Raw genomic sequence first — 16,247 nt, 5'->3', positions numbered from 1 at the left:
CCCAGTCTCGCACCGGACCGGCGCGGGCTCCCTCCGGGGGTCGCCCCCGCGACTCCCCAGGAGAGGGTCAGCCCTTGGCCGCCGCCAGCTCGGACTCGACCGTGCGGTTGCGTCCGGCGAGCACACCCATCGTGATCTGGGGGATCATCAGGCCCGCCATCAGGGCGATCGGCAGCCCCCAGCCACCGCTGTGCTGGTAGAGCACACCGACGAGCAGCGGACCGGGGATCGACAGCAGATATCCCGCGCTCTGCGCGAACGCCGACAGCTTGACCACTCCGGCGGCGGTGCGGGCCCGCATCCCGACCATGGTCAGGGCGAGCGGGAAGGCGCAGTTGGCGATCCCGAGGAGGAGGGCCCAGGCCCAGGCGCCGGAGGCGGGGGCGAGGTACAGCCCGGCGTATCCGGCGAGCCCGCAGACGCCCAGTACGGCGACGATCGGGCCCTGGTGGGGCAGTCGGGTGGCGATCCGGGGGATGACGAACGCGAGCGGTACGCCCATGGCCATGGTGACCGCGAGCAGCAGCCCGGCCGTACCGGCGGGGACGCCCGCGTCGCGGAAGATCTGCGGCATCCAGCCCATGGTGATGTACGCGGCGGTGGCCTGGAGGCCGAAGAATCCGGCGAGGGCCCAGGCGGTGCGGCTGCGGGTGATCCGCAGCCCGTCCGACGCGGGCGCGGCGGCGGCCGTCCGTCCGGTACGGGGCTCCCCCGTACGGCCCCGCTCGCGGACCAGCGGCAGCCAGGGCACGACGGCCGCCACGGCGAGCGCGCCCCACAGGGCGAGTCCGGTGCGCCAGCTGCCGCCGAGCGCGTCGGTCAGGGGGACGGTCACGGCGGCGGCGCCCGCGGTGCCCAGCGACAGCGCCATGGAGTAGAGGCCGGTCATGGAGCCGACCCGGTCGGGGAACCAGCGCTTGACGATCACCGGCATGAGGACGTTGCTGACCGCGATGCCCATCAGCGCGAGGGCGCTGGCGGCCAGGAATCCGGCGGTGCCGCCCAGGAAGGGGCGGATCGCGACCCCGAGTGCGACCGCGGCCATGCCCGCGCAGACCACGGCGGCGGGCCCGAAGCGGCGGGCGAGGCGCGGGGCCATGATCCCGAACACGGCGAAGCACAGGGGCGGGACGGAGGTGAGGAGTCCGGCGAGGCTGCCGCTCATACCGAGGCCCACCCGTACCTCTTCGAGGAGGGCGCCGAGGCTGGTGATGGCGGGGCGGAGGTTCAGCGCGGCGAGGACGATGCCGATGATCATCAGCCGGACGGTCCAGCGCCGTGCGGCGGGAGCCTGGCCCGTGCGCGGGTCCGGACCGGTGGGGACGAGCAGTTCGCCGCCCGGGGCCGGGGAGGCGCCGGGGCGCGGGGCGACGGGTGTCCCGGCGGACCGCGGACGCGTCCCGGTGGTCGGGGCGGTCACGGAACCGGCCGTGGAGCTGCTCGTGGGGATGTCCTCGCTCTGCATGACACCCATCATAGAATCATGGGATGATTGGTCGTTCCGTTGCCTGCCTCACATCACCGAGCGAAGGACCGACGCCGTATGCCGCTCAGCCATCCCAGACGATCGGCCCTGTCCGAGCAGGTCATCGCGGCCTTGCGGGCGCAGATCACCTCGGGTGAGTGGTCGGTCGGCTCCCGTATCCCGACCGAGCCGGAGCTGGTCGAGCAGCTCGGTGTGGCGCGGAACACCGTCCGGGAGGCCGTCCGGGCGCTCGCGCACAACGGTCTGCTGGACATCCGGCAGGGCTCCGGTACGTATGTGGTGGCGACCAGCGAGCTGGCCGGGGTGATGCAGCGCAGGTTCGCGGACGCCGACCCCCTGCACATCGCCGAGCTGCGCTCCACGCTGGAGTCCAGCGCGGCGCGGCTGGCCGCGCAGCGCCGTACGGAGCGTGACCTCGGGCAGCTCGACGCGCTGCTGGCGCGTCGTGAGGAGGCCTGGGGTTCCGGGGACACGGAGCGGTTCGTGACCGCCGACGCGACCTTTCATCTGGCGGTCGTCGCCGCGTCCCACAACGATGTGCTGACGGCGATGTACGCCGACCTCGGCGAGGTGCTGCGCGACCGGCTGCGGGAGGGTGTGGGCGCGGAGCTGACGCCGGACGCCCATATGGACCACGCGCGGCTGGTGGACGCCGTGCGGGCCGGTGACCAGGAGACGGCCGCCGCCGAGGCCGCCGCGTACGCCCTGAAGTGCTGGCATCGCACCCACGGCACGGCCCCGGCACCCGGCACGGGGCGGTCGGCACGCTGATCGGCACGGCTACGACCGGCCGGTCCGTCCGTCAGACCCGCTGCTCGGTGACCCACACCGACGCGATGCCCTCCCAGCAGCGGCCCGTGAGCCGTACCGTCCCGGCCGGACCCACCTCGACGGGGCTGCCGTCGACGTCGATGTCCCACCACTGGACGCACTCGATGTGCAGGCTGACCCGGTAGACGGCCGGGTAGGGGTTGTGGCAGTACGTGACGGCCTCGGCGCCCTCGACACTGGTACGGCACTCGGCGCCGGACCGGCCGAAGTCGCCCTCGGCGCGGGTGGACCGTTCGGGCCCGGGATCGGGGTCGATCCCGCCCGGGACGGCGCCCGCGGGCAGCGAGGTCAGGAAGATGAGTACGGCGAGCAGCGGGACGAATCCATGTGACAAGCGCACAAGGGAACCTCCTCGGCTGTACGGCGACGCACGGTGAGGTGTGCCGCGGCTGCACCACAAGGGAAGCACCGCGTCTTGGGCGGGACACGGGAACGCGTGTTCCAGCCTGCCCCGTTCGGCCCCCCGTCCGCCTGCGCTGCTGACCCGAACGGGCGACGCCCCGTCCCCGGGCGGTGCGGGAACGGGGCGTCGTCGGTGACACCGGAGGGCCGGGCGAGGGGCCGGCCGGGTGGTTCAGGCGCCGATGGCGTGCAGCCCGCCGTCGACGTGGATGATCTCGCCGGTGGTCTTCGGGAACCAGTCGGACAGCAGGGCGACGACGCCCTTGCCCGCGGGCTCCGGGTCCTTCAGGTCCCACTCCAGCGGGGAGCGGCTGTCCCACACCTTCGCCAGGTCCTCGAAGCCGGGGATGGACTTGGCGGCCATCGAACCGATCGGACCGGCCGAGACGAGGTTGCAGCGGATCTGCTGCTTGCCCAGTTCACGGGCCATGTAGCGGCTGGTGGCCTCCAGGGCCGCCTTGGCGGGGCCCATCCAGTCGTACTGCGGCCAGGCGTACTGCGCGTCGAAGGTCAGACCGACGACGGAGCCGCCGTCGCGCATCAGCGGCAGGCACGCCATGGTCAGCGACTTCAGCGAGAACGCCGACACGTGCATGGCGGTGGCGACGGACTCGAAGGGGGTGTTGAGGAAGTTGCCGCCGAGGGCGTCCTGGGGGGCGAAGCCGACGGAGTGCACGACCCCGTCGAGCCCGCCCAGCTCCTGGCCGACCACGTCCGCGAGGCGCCCCAGGTGCTCGTCGTTGGTGACGTCGAGCTCGATGACCTTGGTCGGCTTGGGGAGCTTCTTCGCGATGCGCTCGGTGAGGGTGGGGCGCGGGAAGGCCGTGAGGATGATCTCGGCGCCCTGCTCCTGCGCGATACGCGCGGTGTGGAAGGCGATGGACGACTCCAGCAGCACCCCGGTGATGAGGACGCGCTTGCCGTCGAGGATTCCGCTCATGCTGATCAGTGACCCATTCCCAGTCCGCCGTCAACCGGGATGACGGCTCCAGTGATGTACGAGGCGTCGTCCGACGCGAGGAACCGCACCGTGGCGGCGATCTCCTCGGGCCGCGCGTAACGGCCGAGCGGCACCTGCTTGACGATGCCCGCGCGCTGCTCCTCGCTGAGCACCTGCGTCATGTCGGTGTCGACGAAGCCGGGCGCGACGACGTTGAAGGTGATGTTGCGGGAGCCGAGCTCCCGCGCGAGGGAGCGCGCGAAGCCGACGAGGCCGGCCTTGGAGGCGGCGTAGTTGGCCTGCCCCGCGGAGCCCATCAGCCCGACGACGGAGGAGATCAGGACGACACGGCCCTTCTTGGCGCGCAGCATCGCCCGGTTGGCACGCTTCACGACCCGGAACGTGCCGGTGAGGTTGGTGTCGAGGACGGAGGTGAAGTCCTCCTCGGACATCCGCATCAGGAGCTGGTCCTTGGTGACCCCGGCGTTGGCGATCAGCACCTCGACCGGGCCGTGCTCGGCCTCGATCTCCTTGTACGCCCGCTCCACCTGCTCGGTGTCGGTGATGTCGCACTTGACGGCGAGGAAGCCCTGGGCCGTGAGGGCCTCGGGGTCACCCGAGCGGTATGTGATCGCGACCTTGTCGCCGGCCTCGGCGAACGCGCGGGCGATGGCGAGGCCGATGCCCCGGTTTCCTCCGGTGACGAGAACCGAGCGGCTCAACGGATCACCCTTTCGATAGCGGTCTGCTGACGCGGTGGTCCCGGCCGCCGCCGGTGGCGGCGGGTCCTGGTGACCGACCCTTCGAAAACCTATCGGTACCGTCCCGCACGGAGAGAATCGGCCACCGACAGCGACGGGGAGGGCCCGCTGTCGGGACCCTACAGAACGGCACCGTCCGGTACCCGCCAGGAGGTGGCCTTCGGGACCCCCGTCGGACATGATCGGGGCGGGCCGGTCGGCGGGGACGGCGGCCCGTCCCGTCCGTCCCGCGGAGTGCTCCGGCCGTCCGCCCGCACCACACCCTCACGCCCCTCGGGAGATCCTCCGTGCCACATTCGATCGACGAAGCCTTCACGGCGCTGCCCTTGCGGGCACTCGCCGACGCGGCGCTCGCGCGGGCCCGCTCGCTGGGGGCCGAGCACGCGGACTTCCGGCTGGAGCGGGTGCGCAGCGCGTCCTGGCGGCTGCGGGACGCCAAGCCGTCGGGGTCCTCGGACACCACGGACCTGGGCTACGCGGTCCGGGTCGTGCACGGCGGTACCTGGGGGTTCGCGTCGGGGGTGGACCTGACGATGGACGCGGCGGCCAGGGTGGCCTCCCAGGCGGTGGCGATGGCGAAGCTGTCGGCGCGGGTCATCGAGGCGGCCGGGTCGGACGAGCGGGTGGAGCTGGCCGGGGAGCCGGTGCACGCCGACCGGACATGGGTGTCGGCGTACGAGGTGGACCCGTTCGCGGTGCCGGACGAACAGAAGGCGGGGCTGCTCGCCGAGTGGAGCGCGAAGCTGCTGGCCGCGAAGGGGGTGAGCCATGTGGACGCGGCCCTGACCACCGTCCACGAGAACAAGTTCTACGCGGACACGGCGGGCACGGTCACCACCCAGCAGCGGGTCCGGCTGCATCCGGAGTTCACGGCGGTCGCGGTGGACGAGTCGACGGGCGAGTTCGACTCGATGCGGACGCTGGCGCCCCCGGCCGGACGGGGCTGGGAGTATCTGACCGGGGACCACTGGGACTGGGCGGGTGAGCTGGAGACCATCCCCGAGCTGCTCGCCGAGAAGATGCTCGCGCCGAGCGTCGAGGCCGGGCTGTACGACCTGGTCGTCGACCCGTCGAACCTGTGGCTGACGATCCATGAGTCGATCGGGCACGCCACCGAGCTGGACCGGGCGCTCGGCTACGAGGCGGCGTACGCGGGCACGTCCTTCGCGACGTTCGACCGGCTGGGCAAGCTGCGGTACGGCTCCGAGATCATGAACGTGACCGGTGACCGCACCGCCGAGCACGGGCTGGCGACGATCGGCTACGACGACGAGGGCGTGGCCGCGCAGTCCTGGGACCTGGTCAAGGGCGGCACCCTGGTGGGCTACCAGCTGGACCGCCGGATCGCCCGGCTGACCGGTTTCAAGCGGTCCAACGGCTGCGCGTACGCCGACTCCCCCGGGCATGTCCCGGTGCAGCGGATGGCGAACGTGTCGCTGCGGCCGGACCCGGCGGGCATGTCGACGGAGGACCTGATCGGCGGGGTGGAGCGGGGCATCTACGTGGTCGGGGACCGGTCCTGGTCGATCGACATGCAGCGGTACAACTTCCAGTTCACCGGGCAGCGCTTCTTCCGTATCGAGAACGGCAGGCTCGCCGGGCAGCTGCGCGATGTGGCGTACCAGGCGACGACCACCGACTTCTGGGGCTCGATGACCGCGGTAGGCGGCCCCCAGACCTATGTCCTCGGTGGCGCCTTCAACTGCGGCAAGGCCCAGCCGGGCCAGGTCGCGGCGGTCTCCCACGGCTGCCCCTCCGCGCTCTTCCGCGGTGTGAACATCCTCAACACCACGCAGGAGGCAGGGCGATGAGCGGGCGCAAGGGGCGGCTGGGGAAGCCGCACGAGCTGGTGGAGCGGGCGCTGGAGCTGTCCCGGGCGGACGGCTGTGTCGTCATCGCGGACGAGCACTCCACCGCGAACCTGCGGTGGGCGGGCAACGCCCTGACCACCAACGGGGTCACCCGGGGCCGCACCCTCACCGTGATCGCGACGGTGGACGGGGCGCGGGGCACGGCGTCCGGGGTGGTGTCCCGGTCGGCGGTCACCGCCGCCGATCTGGAGCCGCTGGTGCGGGCCGCCGAGGAGGCCGCGCGGAGCGCCGGGGGCGCGGCCGAGGACGCGCAGCCGCTGGTGTCGGGGCCGGCGCACTCCCCCGGCTTCACGGACGCCCCGCACGAGACCTCGTCCGCGGTGTTCGCGGACTTCGCCCCGGCGCTCGGTGAGGCCTTCGCTACGGCCCGCGCGGGCGGCCGGGAACTGTACGGTTTCGCCAACCACGAGCAGGTGTCGAGCTATCTCGGCACCTCGACGGGGCTGCGGCTGCGGCACGACCAGCCGATGGGGACGCTGGAGCTGAACGCCAAGTCGCCGGACCGTACCCGGTCGGCGTGGGCGGGCCGGTCGACCCGGGACTTCACCGATGTGGACCCGCGGGAGACGGACACCGACCTGGCGCGGCGTCTCGGCTGGGCGAAGCGGCGGATCGCGCTGCCCGCGGGCCGCTACGAGACGCTGCTGCCGCCCACCGCCGTGGCCGATCTGCTGATCTACCAGTACTGGTCGGCGGCGGGCCGGGACGCGGCCGAGGGGCGCACGGTGTTCTCGACGCCGGGCGGCGGCACCAGGGTGGGCGAGAAGCTGGCCGGACTGCCGCTGACGCTGCGCAGCGACCCCCATGAGCCGGGGCTGGAGACGGCGCCGTTCGTGCTGGCCCACTCCTCCGGCGGTGACTCGTCGGTGTTCGACAACGGGCTGCCGCTCACGGCGACCGACTGGATCAGCGAGGGGTCGCTGTCCCGGCTGGTGACCACCCGGCACAGCGCGGAGCTGACCGGGCTGCCGGTCGCCCCGGCGATCGGGAACCTGATCCTGGACGGCGGTGCGGACCGCTCGCTGGACGAGATGGTCGCCTCGACCGGCCGGGGCCTGCTGCTGACCTGCCTGTGGTACATCCGCGAGGTCGATCCGGCGACGCTGCTGCTGACCGGGCTGACCCGGGACGGCGTGTACCTGGTGGAGGACGGCGAGGTCGTCGGGGAGGTCAACAACTTCCGCTTCAACGAGTCGCCGGTGAATCTGCTGGGGCGGGCCGTCGAGGCCGGACGGACCGAAAAGACGTTGCCCAGGGAATGGAGCGATTGGTTCACTCGGGCGGCGATGCCCGCGCTGCGCGTGCCGGACTTCAACATGAGCTCGGTGAGCCAGGGGGTCTGACCCCCGAAGCTAGACTGACCGGCGGGGCGCCCGGGTATGTGCCGCCGCCCACCCCACACGCTGCGAGGAGACAAGAGAACCGTGACGGACATCGTCGACGAACTGAAGTGGCGCGGGCTGATCGCCCTGTCCACTGACGAGGACGCCTTGCGCAAAGCGTTCGCGGACGGTCCTGTCACCTTCTATTGCGGCTTCGACCCGACCGCGCCCAGCCTGCATCTCGGCAACCTCGTGCAGATCCTCACCATGCGCCGTATGCAGCGGGCGGGAAACCGTCCGCTGGGCCTGGTCGGCGGGGCCACCGGGCTGATCGGTGACCCGAAGCCGAACTCGGAGCGCACCCTGAACGCGCCCGAGGTCGTCGCCGCGTGGGTGGAGCGGCTGCGCGGGCAGATCGAGCCGCTGCTGGACTTCGACGGCCCGAACGCCGCCGTCATGGTCAACAACCTGGACTGGACCCAGGGCATGTCGGCCATCGAGTTCCTGCGGGACGTGGGCAAGCACTTCCGGGTCAACAAGATGATCGCCAAGGAGGCCGTCGCACGGCGGCTCAACTCCGACGCGGGCATCAGCTACACCGAGTTCAGCTACCAGCTCCTCCAGGGCATGGACTACCTGGAGCTGTACCGGCGGTACGGGTGCACGCTCCAGACCGGTGGCAGCGACCAGTGGGGCAACCTCACCTCCGGCACCGACCTGATCCACCGGGTCGAGCCGGGTGCGCAGGTCCACGCGCTGGGCACCCCGCTGATCACCAAGGCCGACGGCACCAAGTTCGGCAAGACGGAGTCCGGCACCATCTGGCTGGACCCCACGATGACCACGCCGTACGCCTTTTTCCAGTTCTGGCTGAACGCGGACGACCGGGACGTGGCCAAGTTCCTGCGGATCTTCAGCTTCCGTTCCCGCGAGGAGATCGAGGAGCTGGAGCGGGCCACCGAGGAGCGTCCGCAGGCGCGCGCGGCCCAGCGCGCGCTGGCGGAGGAGCTGACCACGCTGGTGCACGGCGCCGACCAGTGCGCCGCCGTGACCGCCGCGTCGAAGGCGCTGTTCGGCCAGGGCGAGCTCGCCGGCCTGGACCCGGCGACACTGACGGCGGCCCTGTCCGAGGTGCCGCACGCCAGGGTCACCGAGCTGGGTCCGGTGGTGGACCTGTTCGCCGAGGTGGGTCTGGTGGCGAGCAAGTCGGCCGCGCGGCGCACCGTCAAGGAGGGCGGCGCCTACGTGAACAACGTCAAGGTCACCGCCGAGGACGCCGTCCCGGACCCCTCGGAGCTGCTGCACGGGCGGTGGCTGGTGCTGCGCCGCGGCAAGCGCAACCTCGCCGCGATCGAGGTCACGGACGAGGCGGCCGGCGGCCCCGGGGCGGATGTCACGGGCGGCTGAGCCGTACGACGCACGACAAGGAGGGGTGGCCCCGCGGTCGAGGACCGCGGGGCCACCCCTCTCACGTACGGCAGGCGTGCCGTACGTCAGGTCGTCTGTTTCTTCTTGTTGCCCCACAACGCCATGTAGAGCATGTCGCCGAGTCCGACGATGATGATGGCGGCGACGATCTGGAGCGCGTGTCTGCCCCAGTCGATGCCCTTGGTCTCGGCGATACCGAAGGCAGAGGCCAGCGAGTTGCCGACCACCGCGCCGATGATGCCGAAGATCGTCGTCAGCCAGAGAGGGCTGTGCTGCTTGCCCGGCAGGATCGCCTTGGCGATCAGACCGAGCACGAAACCGACGATGATCGCCCACAACCAGCCCATGGGTGCCTCCTGATCTGGCGCGACGCGTGATTCGTCGCGAGCAGTTCCCTCAGTCTCGGGCCGGGTCCCGTACGCCGCATGCCGGCCGCGGCCATACGCGTGACGGGGGACCCGGGCCCCGCCTCGCGGGGCCCGACCCGGCCTCGTGGGAACCCGGGCCGGGGCGTACCGTGAGGGGCGGGCCGGACCGGTGGTGTCCGACGGACCAGGGCGGTGGTGGAACGGGATGCGGAAGCAGAACAGCGGCGAGGTCTTCCGGATCACGGGGGCGCGGCAGGGGCTGACCGAGGACGTGCGCCGCAGACAGCGGCGTTACATGATCTCGATGTCGGTCCGCACGGTCTCGTTCGTCGCCGGGGCGTCCCTGTGGAACGTGCAACGCCATGTGGCGATCGTGGCGCTGGTCCTCGGCATGGTGCTCCCCTATATCTCCGTGGTGATCGCCAACGCGGGGCGCGAGAACGCCCCTTCGCTGCCCTCGACATTCGTCCCCGCGCCCGCCCGGCCCGTGCTTCCGAAGGCCGCCGCGCAGGCCCCTGCGGAATCCCCGGCCGCGCCCGGCGGGGCTCCTTCCGGGGAGGCCGGGGGCCCGCCCGCGGGCGGTGTCCGGGACGGGTCGGACTGACCGGAGTCGTCCCTGGGACCTCAAGGGCGGCTCAGATCAATCATGCCGATCCGGTCCCGGCCGACGGGTGACGCGTGACATACTGCGTACGCGCTCCGCATCCCCCGTCGGAGCTATGTGACCGACGCCGGGCAGCTCCCCCCGTGGCTGCTCGGCGTCGCCTTTTCCCCGCCTTCCGCGGCCCCTTCATGGGCGCCCCGCCGACCGGGATCCGGCCATCCTCGCGGCGATCGGGCGGGGGGTGTCCCGGAGGGGTGCGGGCCGGGCCGCCTACTGTGGGGGGCGTGAACTTCCTTCCGCCGCTCTCCGGTCTGCCCGGCCTCCCCGGTTCGTCCCCGGACCCCGTCCCCGGTCCTCCGGTGTGCTCCGCCAAGGGGTGCCGGGCGGACGCGGTGTGGGTGCTCGCCTGGAACAACCCGAAGATCCATGTGCCGGAGCGGCGCAAGACCTGGCTCGCGTGCGACGAGCACCGCGAGCATCTGTCGCAGTTCCTCGGGGTGCGGGGGTTCCTCAAGGATGTGGTGACCCTCGCGGAGTGGGACGGGCCGACGGGGCCGGCGGAGCCGGAGAGCTGATCCGGCGGACCGCTCCGCGCGGGCGGCGGCTCAGCCGCCGATGGCCGACATCGGACGCTGGGGTTGCAGAAAGGCCGGGTCGTCCAGACCGGAGCCCGCCTTCTTGCCCCACATGGCCAGCTTCCAGAGCCGGACGATCTCGTCGTCCGAACCGGCGCCGGTCCCGTCCGCGTCGGTAATGGCCCCGCCCGTGTCGATGGCGCCTTCGTCCGAGGTGGTGCCGGTCCCGTCCGGAGCGCTGCCGTCCGTGCGGGGAGCGGTCCGCAGGGCTGCCCGCAGGTCGGTCTCCTCGCGGGCGAAGAGGCAGTTGCGGACCTGTCCGTCGGCGGTCAGCCGGGTACGGTCGCACGCCGCGCAGAACGGACGGGTGACCGAGCCGATCACCCCCACGCGGTACGGCCCGCCGTCCACGGTCCAGCGCTCCGCGGGCGCGGAACCCCGGACCGCCGACTCCTCCGCGTCCAGGGTGAAACGGGTGCGCAGCGAGGCGAGGATGTCGCCCGCGGTGATCATCCCGTCCCGCTTCCAGCCGTGCTGGGCGTCGAGCGGCATCTGCTCGATGAACCGCAGCTCGTAGTCCCGCTCGATGGCCCAGGCGAGCAGCTCGGGCGCCTCGTCGTCGTTGAGTCCGCGCATCAGCACGGTGTTGATCTTGACGGGGGTGAGGCCCGCGCGGTGCGCGGCGTCCAGTCCGGCGAGGACGTCCTGGTGGCGGTCGCGCCGGGTGAGGGTCTTGAAGACATCGGGGCGCAGGGTGTCGAGGGAGACATTGACCCGGTCGAGACCGGCCGCCTTGAGCGCGGCGGCGGTGCGGGCGAGGCCGATGCCGTTGGTGGTGAGGGAGATCCGGGGGCGCGGCGTGAGCCGGGCGACCCGGTCCACTATGCCGACGAGTCCGGGGCGCAGCAGGGGTTCGCCGCCGGTGAAGCGGACCTCGGTGACGCCGAGCCGGGTGACGGCTATGCGGACCAGCCGGACGATCTCGTCGTCGGTGAGGAGGTCGGGTCTGGCCAGCCACTTCAGGCCCTCTTCGGGCATGCAGTAGGTGCAGCGGAGATTGCAGCGGTCCGTCAGCGATACGCGCAGGTCGGTGGCGACCCGCGCATAGGTGTCGATCAGCATGTGCGGTCCCCTCCCCCGGTGTCCTCGTGTGCGTGCGGTTCCTTCGGTCCTTCGCGGGTTCCCTCTCGCGGGTCCGTCCGGTGCCTCGCGTGGTTCCCGTCACCTCCGAGCGTACGTGAGACCACCGACAACACCAGGAGTCCGGTGTCCCGGACGCGGCCCGGCCGTGCCGTACCGGTCCGCGGGAGGCGGACACGGGTGCGGCACGGCCGGGCGGGACGGGCCCCTCGGCGGGGTCAGTGGGCTCCGGTGCCGGTGAGCGAGCGGACCTCCAGTTCGGCGTACTTGCCCTGGTCGGCGGGCTCCTTCGACAGGAGGGTGCCGAGCCAGCCGAGGAGGAAGCCGACGGGGATGGAGATGATCCCGGGGTTCTCCAGCGGGAACCAGTGGAAGTCGGCGTCCGGGAACATCGAGGTGGCCTTGCCGGAGACGACCGGCGAGAACAGCACCAGGACGACCGCGGTGGTCAGTCCGCCGTAGATCGACCAGAGGGCGCCCCGGGTGGTGAACCGTTTCCAGAAGAGGCTGTAGAGGATCGTCGGGAGGTTCGCGGAGGCCGCGACGGCGAACGCGAGGGCGACGAGCCCGGCGACATTGAGGTCACGGGCGAGGGCGCCGAGGCCGATGGAGACGACACCGATGGCGACGGTGGCCCAGCGCGCGGCCCGTACCTCCTGTTTCTCGGTGGCCCGGCCCTTCTTGATGACGTTGGCGTAGATGTCATGGGCGAAGGACGACGACGAGGCGAGGGTGAGTCCGGCGACGACCGCGAGGATCGTGGCGAACGCGACGGCCGAGATGGTGGCCAGCAGGATCGCGCCCCAGGTCGAGTCGACACCGCCGATGTGCAGGGCGAGCAGCGGTGCCGCGGTGTTGCCCGCCTTGTTGGAGGCGACGATCTCCTCGGGTGAGATGAGCGCCGCCGCGCCGAAGCCGAGGGCGATGGTCATCAGGTAGAACCCGCCGATGATGCCGATGGCCCAGTTCACGGACTTCCGGGCGGCCTTGGCGGTGGGCACGGTGTAGAAGCGGATGAGGATGTGCGGCAGTCCGGCGGTGCCGAGGACGAGGGCGATCCCCAGCGAGATGAAGTCGATCTTCGAGGTGGCCGTGGCGCCGTACTTCAGGCCCGGCTCCAGGAAGGCGGCGCCTTGGCCGCTGTTCTCGGCGGCGCTGCCGAGCAGGTCGGAGATGTTGAAGTCGAACTTGAGCAGCACCAGGAAGGTGATGAGCAGGGTGCCGCCGATGAGGAGGACGGCCTTGACCATCTGGACCCAGGTGGTGCCCTTCATCCCGCCGATGGTGACGTAGAGGATCATCAGGACGCCGACGAGGGCGACGATGAGGACCTTCCCGCTGTCGCTGGTGATGCCGAGCAGCAGGGAGACGAGGACTCCGGCACCGGCCATCTGCGCGAGCAGATAGAAGATGGACACGACGATGGTGGACGTACCGGCCGCGGTGCGCACCGGGCGCTGGCGCATCCGGTAGGCGAGGACGTCGCCCATGGTGTAGCGGCCGGAGTTGCGCAGGGGTTCGGCGACCAGGAGCAGGGCGACGAGCCAGGCGACCAGGAAGCCGATGGAGTACAGGAACCCGTCGTACCCGAAGAGGGCGATGGCGCCCGCGATGCCGAGGAACGAGGCGGCGGACATGTAGTCGCCGGAGACGGCGAGTCCGTTCTGGAAGCCGGTGAACTGGCGTCCGCCCGCGTAGAAGTCGGCGGCGTCCTTGGTCTGGCGTCCGGCCCACACCGTGATGAACAGGGTCGCGACGACGAAGGCCGCGAACAGGGAGATGATCAGCGGCCGGTGCTCGCTCGCCTCGGAGGCGGCGAGGACGGCCGGTGCCAGCGCTGCTGCCTCGGCGCTCATGCGCGGCCCTCCATCCGGTCCTTGATGGCCTTGGCCTTGGGGTCGAGCTTCGCCGCCGCGTGGCGGGAGTACCACCAGGCGATGAGGAACGTCGTCAGGAACTGCGCGAGGCCCAGGACCAGGGCGACGTTGATGTTGCCGAACAGCCTGGTGCCCATGAACGCGCCCGCGTAGCTGGAGAGCAGCACGTACAGCAGGTACCAGGCGATGAAGGCCACGGTCAGCGGGAACGCGAACGAGCGGTACGAGTGGCGCAGTTCGGCGAACTCCGCGCTGCGCTGGACCTCGATGAACTCCTCGGTCGGCGGCAGATCGGCCCGGCGGGCGGGTTCGTCGCCGGGCGGGGGTGGTGCGTCGGTTGCCACGGAGTCTCCTCGCGGTGCGGATGCGATGGATGTGGGGTGTGACCCTGATGTGGGACTCGATGCGGTCGTGGTGGCCGCCGCGGTCGCTTCGGAGGGGTCGTCCGCGGCGGGGGACATCACCGGTGCCGTCGGAACCGGTGCGTGACCGAGGGGGGAGGACGGCTGGGAGGGAAAGGACATGACGGGTGGTGACCTCACAGTGATGTGGATCACGCAGGTCGCATGGATGTTAGGCCCATCGCGCGTGATCCGACAGGGGGGTGGGTGCTCTCGTACCGCTTGCCCAACGCCGCCGCCCGCCCCGAGGAAGCGGTCCGGAGCCGATCGATCGGCGGCCGTCCGCCGTCGGCGGTGCGGCGTTCCGGTCCCGGCCGGGTCCGCCGACGGGCTGCCGGGCGGGGACGGGATCGGGACGAGCCGCCCAACTGGACGCGCATAGAACGGCACGTTCAGCATTTCTTCCGGAAATCATTGAAGGCCGGGGACGGCTGGGGATAGCTTCACCCTGAGCCATACGTCATGTACCTGCCCGAGCACCAACCCTTGTGTTCGGGCTGTTCCGTTTCCGGATGATGTGGAGATCCCATGGTTCCGCTGCGCTCCAGACGCCGGTCGGCCCTGACGGTGCCGATCGGTCTGGCGCTGGTCGCCTCGCTCGGCTTCCTGCCGGGTACCGCGACCGCCACCCCGGCCGACGCGAAGGCCGGCACGACCGCGTCCGCCCCGACCGGCCCGAAGCTGGCGTACGTCGTCAACACCAGGACCGACCGGCGCACGGTCGACGCGGTGACCCGGGCCGTCGCCGAGGCCGACGGGACGGTCGTGATCGCGTACCGCCAGATCGGCGTGATCGTCGCCCACTCGGCCAACCCCGACTTCGCGAAGCAACTGCGCGAGGTGCGCGGGGTGAACTCCGCCGGCGCCACCCGCACCGCGCCGCTGAGCGCCGCCGGGACCACCCAGGAGGGCGGCCCGCAGTACCTGTCGAAGGCCGCTGCCGCCGCCGCTGCCCAGAGCGCCCCGGCCGCACGCGAGAGCGCTCCCGCGACGGAACCGCTGGAGGCCGACCAGTGGGACCTGCGGGCCATCGGCGCCGACAAGGCGGCGAAGATCAACCCCGGCAGCTCCAAGGTCACCGTCGCGGTCATCGACACGGGCGTCGACGACACCCACCCGGACCTCGCGCCCAACTTCTCCGCGGAGCAGTCCGCGAACTGTGTCGGCGGCAAGCCCGACACCTCGCCGGGCGCCTGGCGTCCGCAGACCCCCGAGCACTACCACGGCACCCATGTCGCCGGTGAGATCGCCGCCGCGCGCAACGGTGTCGGTGTCGCGGGCGTGGCGCCCGGGGTGAAGGTCGCGGGCATCAAGGTGGCCGACCCGGTCAGCGAGCTGTTCTACCCGGAGAGCGTCGTGTGCGCCTTCGTCTTCGCCGCCGACCGCGGGGTGGAGATCACCAACAACAGCTACTACGTGGACCCGTGGCTGTACAACTGCATGGACGACCCGGACCAGCGGGCCATCGTGGACGCAGTCAACCGTGCCCAGCTCTACGCCCAGCGCAAGGGCACCCTGCACCTGGCATCGGCGGGCAACTCCAACCACGACCTCGCCTCCGACGCGATCCTGGACGACTCCAGTCCTGACGACTCGACACCGGTGGACCGCACCATCGACCCGAGCGAGTGCTTCGACCTCCCGACCCAGCTGCCGGGTGTCGTGACGGTCAGCGCGACCGGGAACCAGGGCATCAAGTCGTACTACTCCTCGTACGGCAAGGGCGTCGTGGACGTCGCCGCGCCCGGTGGCGACAAGTACCAGATCCCCGACACCCCGTCGAAGAACGGCCGCATCCTGTCGACCATGCCGGAGGGCCGCTACGCGTACCTCCAGGGCACGTCGATGGCCGCGCCGCACGCGGCCGGGGTCGCCGCGCTGCTGAAGTCGAAGCACCCGTGGGCCCCGCCCGCCGTGCTCCAGGCGCTGCTCAAGGCGCAGGCCGACAACCCGGGCTGCCCGACCACGCCGTACGACCCGGACGGCAACGGGGTCGTGGACTCCACCTGCGAGGGCGGCAAGAACACCAACGGCTTCTACGGCCACGGCGTCGTGGACGCCCTCGACGCCGTCGACTGACCGTCCCCGGGGCCGGGTGACCGCCGCGCTGTCCGCGCGGCGGTCACCCGGCCCCTTCGCAGGTCCCCGGCCCGGCCCCTGGGTTCCCGGCTTCCCGCGCCGGGCCGCGCACAGCGCGCACCCGTGGGCGCCCGCGCGCGCCCGCGCACCGCACTCCCTCAG

The 16,247-nt window shown here is 71.6% G+C and carries 15 protein-coding genes; 7 read left to right on the top strand and 8 right to left on the bottom strand.

All coding sequences use genetic code 11. The annotated features are described in order from the left end of the window. Positions 1–67 precede the first annotated feature (67 nt). A complete protein-coding gene (locus OG711_RS30480) occupies positions 68–1,465 on the bottom strand; it encodes a CynX/NimT family MFS transporter (RefSeq protein ID WP_329561710.1) in 1,398 nt (465 codons plus the stop codon). 78 nt (positions 1,466–1,543) lie between these two features. Between OG711_RS30480 and OG711_RS30475 the strand changes: the two genes are divergently transcribed. Then, a complete protein-coding gene (locus OG711_RS30475) occupies positions 1,544–2,257 on the top strand; it encodes a FadR/GntR family transcriptional regulator (RefSeq protein ID WP_073790610.1) in 714 nt (237 codons plus the stop codon). A gap of 31 nt (positions 2,258–2,288) precedes the next feature. Here the strand turns inward: OG711_RS30475 and OG711_RS30470 are convergent, their stop codons facing one another. The 3 genes from OG711_RS30470 to fabG form a co-directional block, all read right to left on the bottom strand. After that, positions 2,289–2,657, bottom strand: a complete 369-nt coding sequence (locus OG711_RS30470; protein WP_073790612.1) for a hypothetical protein — start codon at positions 2,655–2,657, stop codon at positions 2,289–2,291. Between the two features lie 234 nt (positions 2,658–2,891). Further along, a complete protein-coding gene (gene fabI / locus OG711_RS30465) occupies positions 2,892–3,659 on the bottom strand; it encodes an enoyl-ACP reductase FabI (RefSeq protein ID WP_073790614.1) in 768 nt (255 codons plus the stop codon). A gap of 5 nt (positions 3,660–3,664) precedes the next feature. After that, on the bottom strand, positions 3,665–4,381 hold the full coding sequence (gene fabG / locus OG711_RS30460; RefSeq protein WP_073790616.1) for a 3-oxoacyl-[acyl-carrier-protein] reductase: 717 nt from the start codon (positions 4,379–4,381) through the stop codon (positions 3,665–3,667). Between the two features lie 326 nt (positions 4,382–4,707). Here fabG and OG711_RS30455 point away from each other — a divergent pair, with 326 nt between their 5' ends. The 3 genes from OG711_RS30455 to tyrS all read left to right on the top strand — a co-directional run bounded on the left by OG711_RS30455 (position 4,708) and on the right by tyrS (position 9,020). Next, positions 4,708–6,231, top strand: coding sequence for a TldD/PmbA family protein (locus OG711_RS30455; RefSeq protein WP_266513873.1), 1,524 nt, complete (start codon positions 4,708–4,710; stop codon positions 6,229–6,231). After that, the gene (locus OG711_RS30450) at positions 6,228–7,634 is read left to right on the top strand and encodes a metallopeptidase TldD-related protein (protein ID WP_266513876.1); all 1,407 of its coding nucleotides are present in this window, start codon (positions 6,228–6,230) and stop codon (positions 7,632–7,634) included. Before OG711_RS30455 ends, OG711_RS30450 begins: the two co-directional genes overlap by 4 nt. Before the next feature lie 81 nt (positions 7,635–7,715). Continuing rightward, positions 7,716–9,020: a tyrosine--tRNA ligase gene (gene tyrS / locus OG711_RS30445; RefSeq protein ID WP_329561707.1), complete on the top strand. Its 1,305-nt coding sequence runs from the start codon at positions 7,716–7,718 to the stop codon at positions 9,018–9,020. 86 nt (positions 9,021–9,106) lie between these two features. Here the strand turns inward: tyrS and OG711_RS30440 are convergent, their stop codons facing one another. Continuing rightward, positions 9,107–9,388 (bottom strand): GlsB/YeaQ/YmgE family stress response membrane protein, encoded by a 282-nt coding sequence (locus OG711_RS30440; protein ID WP_073790623.1) that lies wholly within the window; start codon positions 9,386–9,388, stop codon positions 9,107–9,109. A 226-nt stretch (positions 9,389–9,614) separates the two neighbouring features. Here OG711_RS30440 and OG711_RS30435 point away from each other — a divergent pair, with 226 nt between their 5' ends. Both OG711_RS30435 and OG711_RS30430 read left to right on the top strand, forming a co-directional pair. Further along, positions 9,615–10,013: a DUF3099 domain-containing protein gene (locus tag OG711_RS30435; protein WP_073790625.1), complete on the top strand. Its 399-nt coding sequence runs from the start codon at positions 9,615–9,617 to the stop codon at positions 10,011–10,013. A gap of 311 nt (positions 10,014–10,324) precedes the next feature. Further along, positions 10,325–10,588 (top strand): hypothetical protein, encoded by a 264-nt coding sequence (locus tag OG711_RS30430; protein ID WP_266518035.1) that lies wholly within the window; start codon positions 10,325–10,327, stop codon positions 10,586–10,588. Positions 10,589–10,618: 30 nt separating this feature from the next. Here the strand turns inward: OG711_RS30430 and moaA are convergent, their stop codons facing one another. From moaA to OG711_RS30415, 3 genes are all read right to left on the bottom strand, one after another. Further along, positions 10,619–11,710 (bottom strand): GTP 3',8-cyclase MoaA, encoded by a 1,092-nt coding sequence (gene moaA, locus OG711_RS30425; protein ID WP_405674199.1) that lies wholly within the window; start codon positions 11,708–11,710, stop codon positions 10,619–10,621. A 236-nt stretch (positions 11,711–11,946) separates the two neighbouring features. Next, the gene (locus OG711_RS30420) at positions 11,947–13,584 is read right to left on the bottom strand and encodes a solute symporter family protein (protein ID WP_107499300.1); all 1,638 of its coding nucleotides are present in this window, start codon (positions 13,582–13,584) and stop codon (positions 11,947–11,949) included. Continuing rightward, on the bottom strand, positions 13,581–13,949 hold the full coding sequence (locus OG711_RS30415; RefSeq protein WP_073790629.1) for a DUF485 domain-containing protein: 369 nt from the start codon (positions 13,947–13,949) through the stop codon (positions 13,581–13,583). Before OG711_RS30415 ends, OG711_RS30420 begins: the two co-directional genes overlap by 4 nt. A gap of 585 nt (positions 13,950–14,534) precedes the next feature. Here OG711_RS30415 and OG711_RS30410 point away from each other — a divergent pair. Further along, positions 14,535–16,085, top strand: a complete 1,551-nt coding sequence (locus OG711_RS30410) for a S8 family serine peptidase (protein WP_266513889.1) — start codon at positions 14,535–14,537, stop codon at positions 16,083–16,085. Positions 16,086–16,247: the final 162 nt, after the last annotated feature.

Source organism: Streptomyces uncialis, from assembly GCF_036250755.1.
Taxonomy (GTDB): domain Bacteria; phylum Actinomycetota; class Actinomycetes; order Streptomycetales; family Streptomycetaceae; genus Streptomyces; species Streptomyces uncialis.
Note: the sequence above shows the minus strand (reverse complement) of the source record. Positions and strands in the feature narration are given on the sequence as shown.

Excerpts from the sequence above, each read along its gene's own strand:
- OG711_RS30480 (WP_329561710.1), bottom strand. The coding sequence starts at position 1,465 with ATGCAGAGCGAGGACATCCCCACGAGCAGCTCCACGGCCGGTTCCGTG.
- OG711_RS30475 (WP_073790610.1), top strand. The coding sequence starts at position 1,544 with ATGCCGCTCAGCCATCCCAGACGATCGGCCCTGTCCGAGCAGGTCATC.
- fabI (WP_073790614.1), bottom strand. The coding sequence starts at position 3,659 with ATGAGCGGAATCCTCGACGGCAAGCGCGTCCTCATCACCGGGGTGCTG.
- OG711_RS30450 (WP_266513876.1), top strand. The coding sequence starts at position 6,228 with ATGAGCGGGCGCAAGGGGCGGCTGGGGAAGCCGCACGAGCTGGTGGAG.
- OG711_RS30440 (WP_073790623.1), bottom strand. The coding sequence starts at position 9,388 with ATGGGCTGGTTGTGGGCGATCATCGTCGGTTTCGTGCTCGGTCTGATC.
- OG711_RS30435 (WP_073790625.1), top strand. The coding sequence starts at position 9,615 with ATGCGGAAGCAGAACAGCGGCGAGGTCTTCCGGATCACGGGGGCGCGG.
- moaA (WP_405674199.1), bottom strand. The coding sequence starts at position 11,710 with ATGCTGATCGACACCTATGCGCGGGTCGCCACCGACCTGCGCGTATCG.
- OG711_RS30420 (WP_107499300.1), bottom strand. The coding sequence starts at position 13,584 with ATGAGCGCCGAGGCAGCAGCGCTGGCACCGGCCGTCCTCGCCGCCTCC.
- OG711_RS30410 (WP_266513889.1), top strand. The coding sequence starts at position 14,535 with ATGGTTCCGCTGCGCTCCAGACGCCGGTCGGCCCTGACGGTGCCGATC.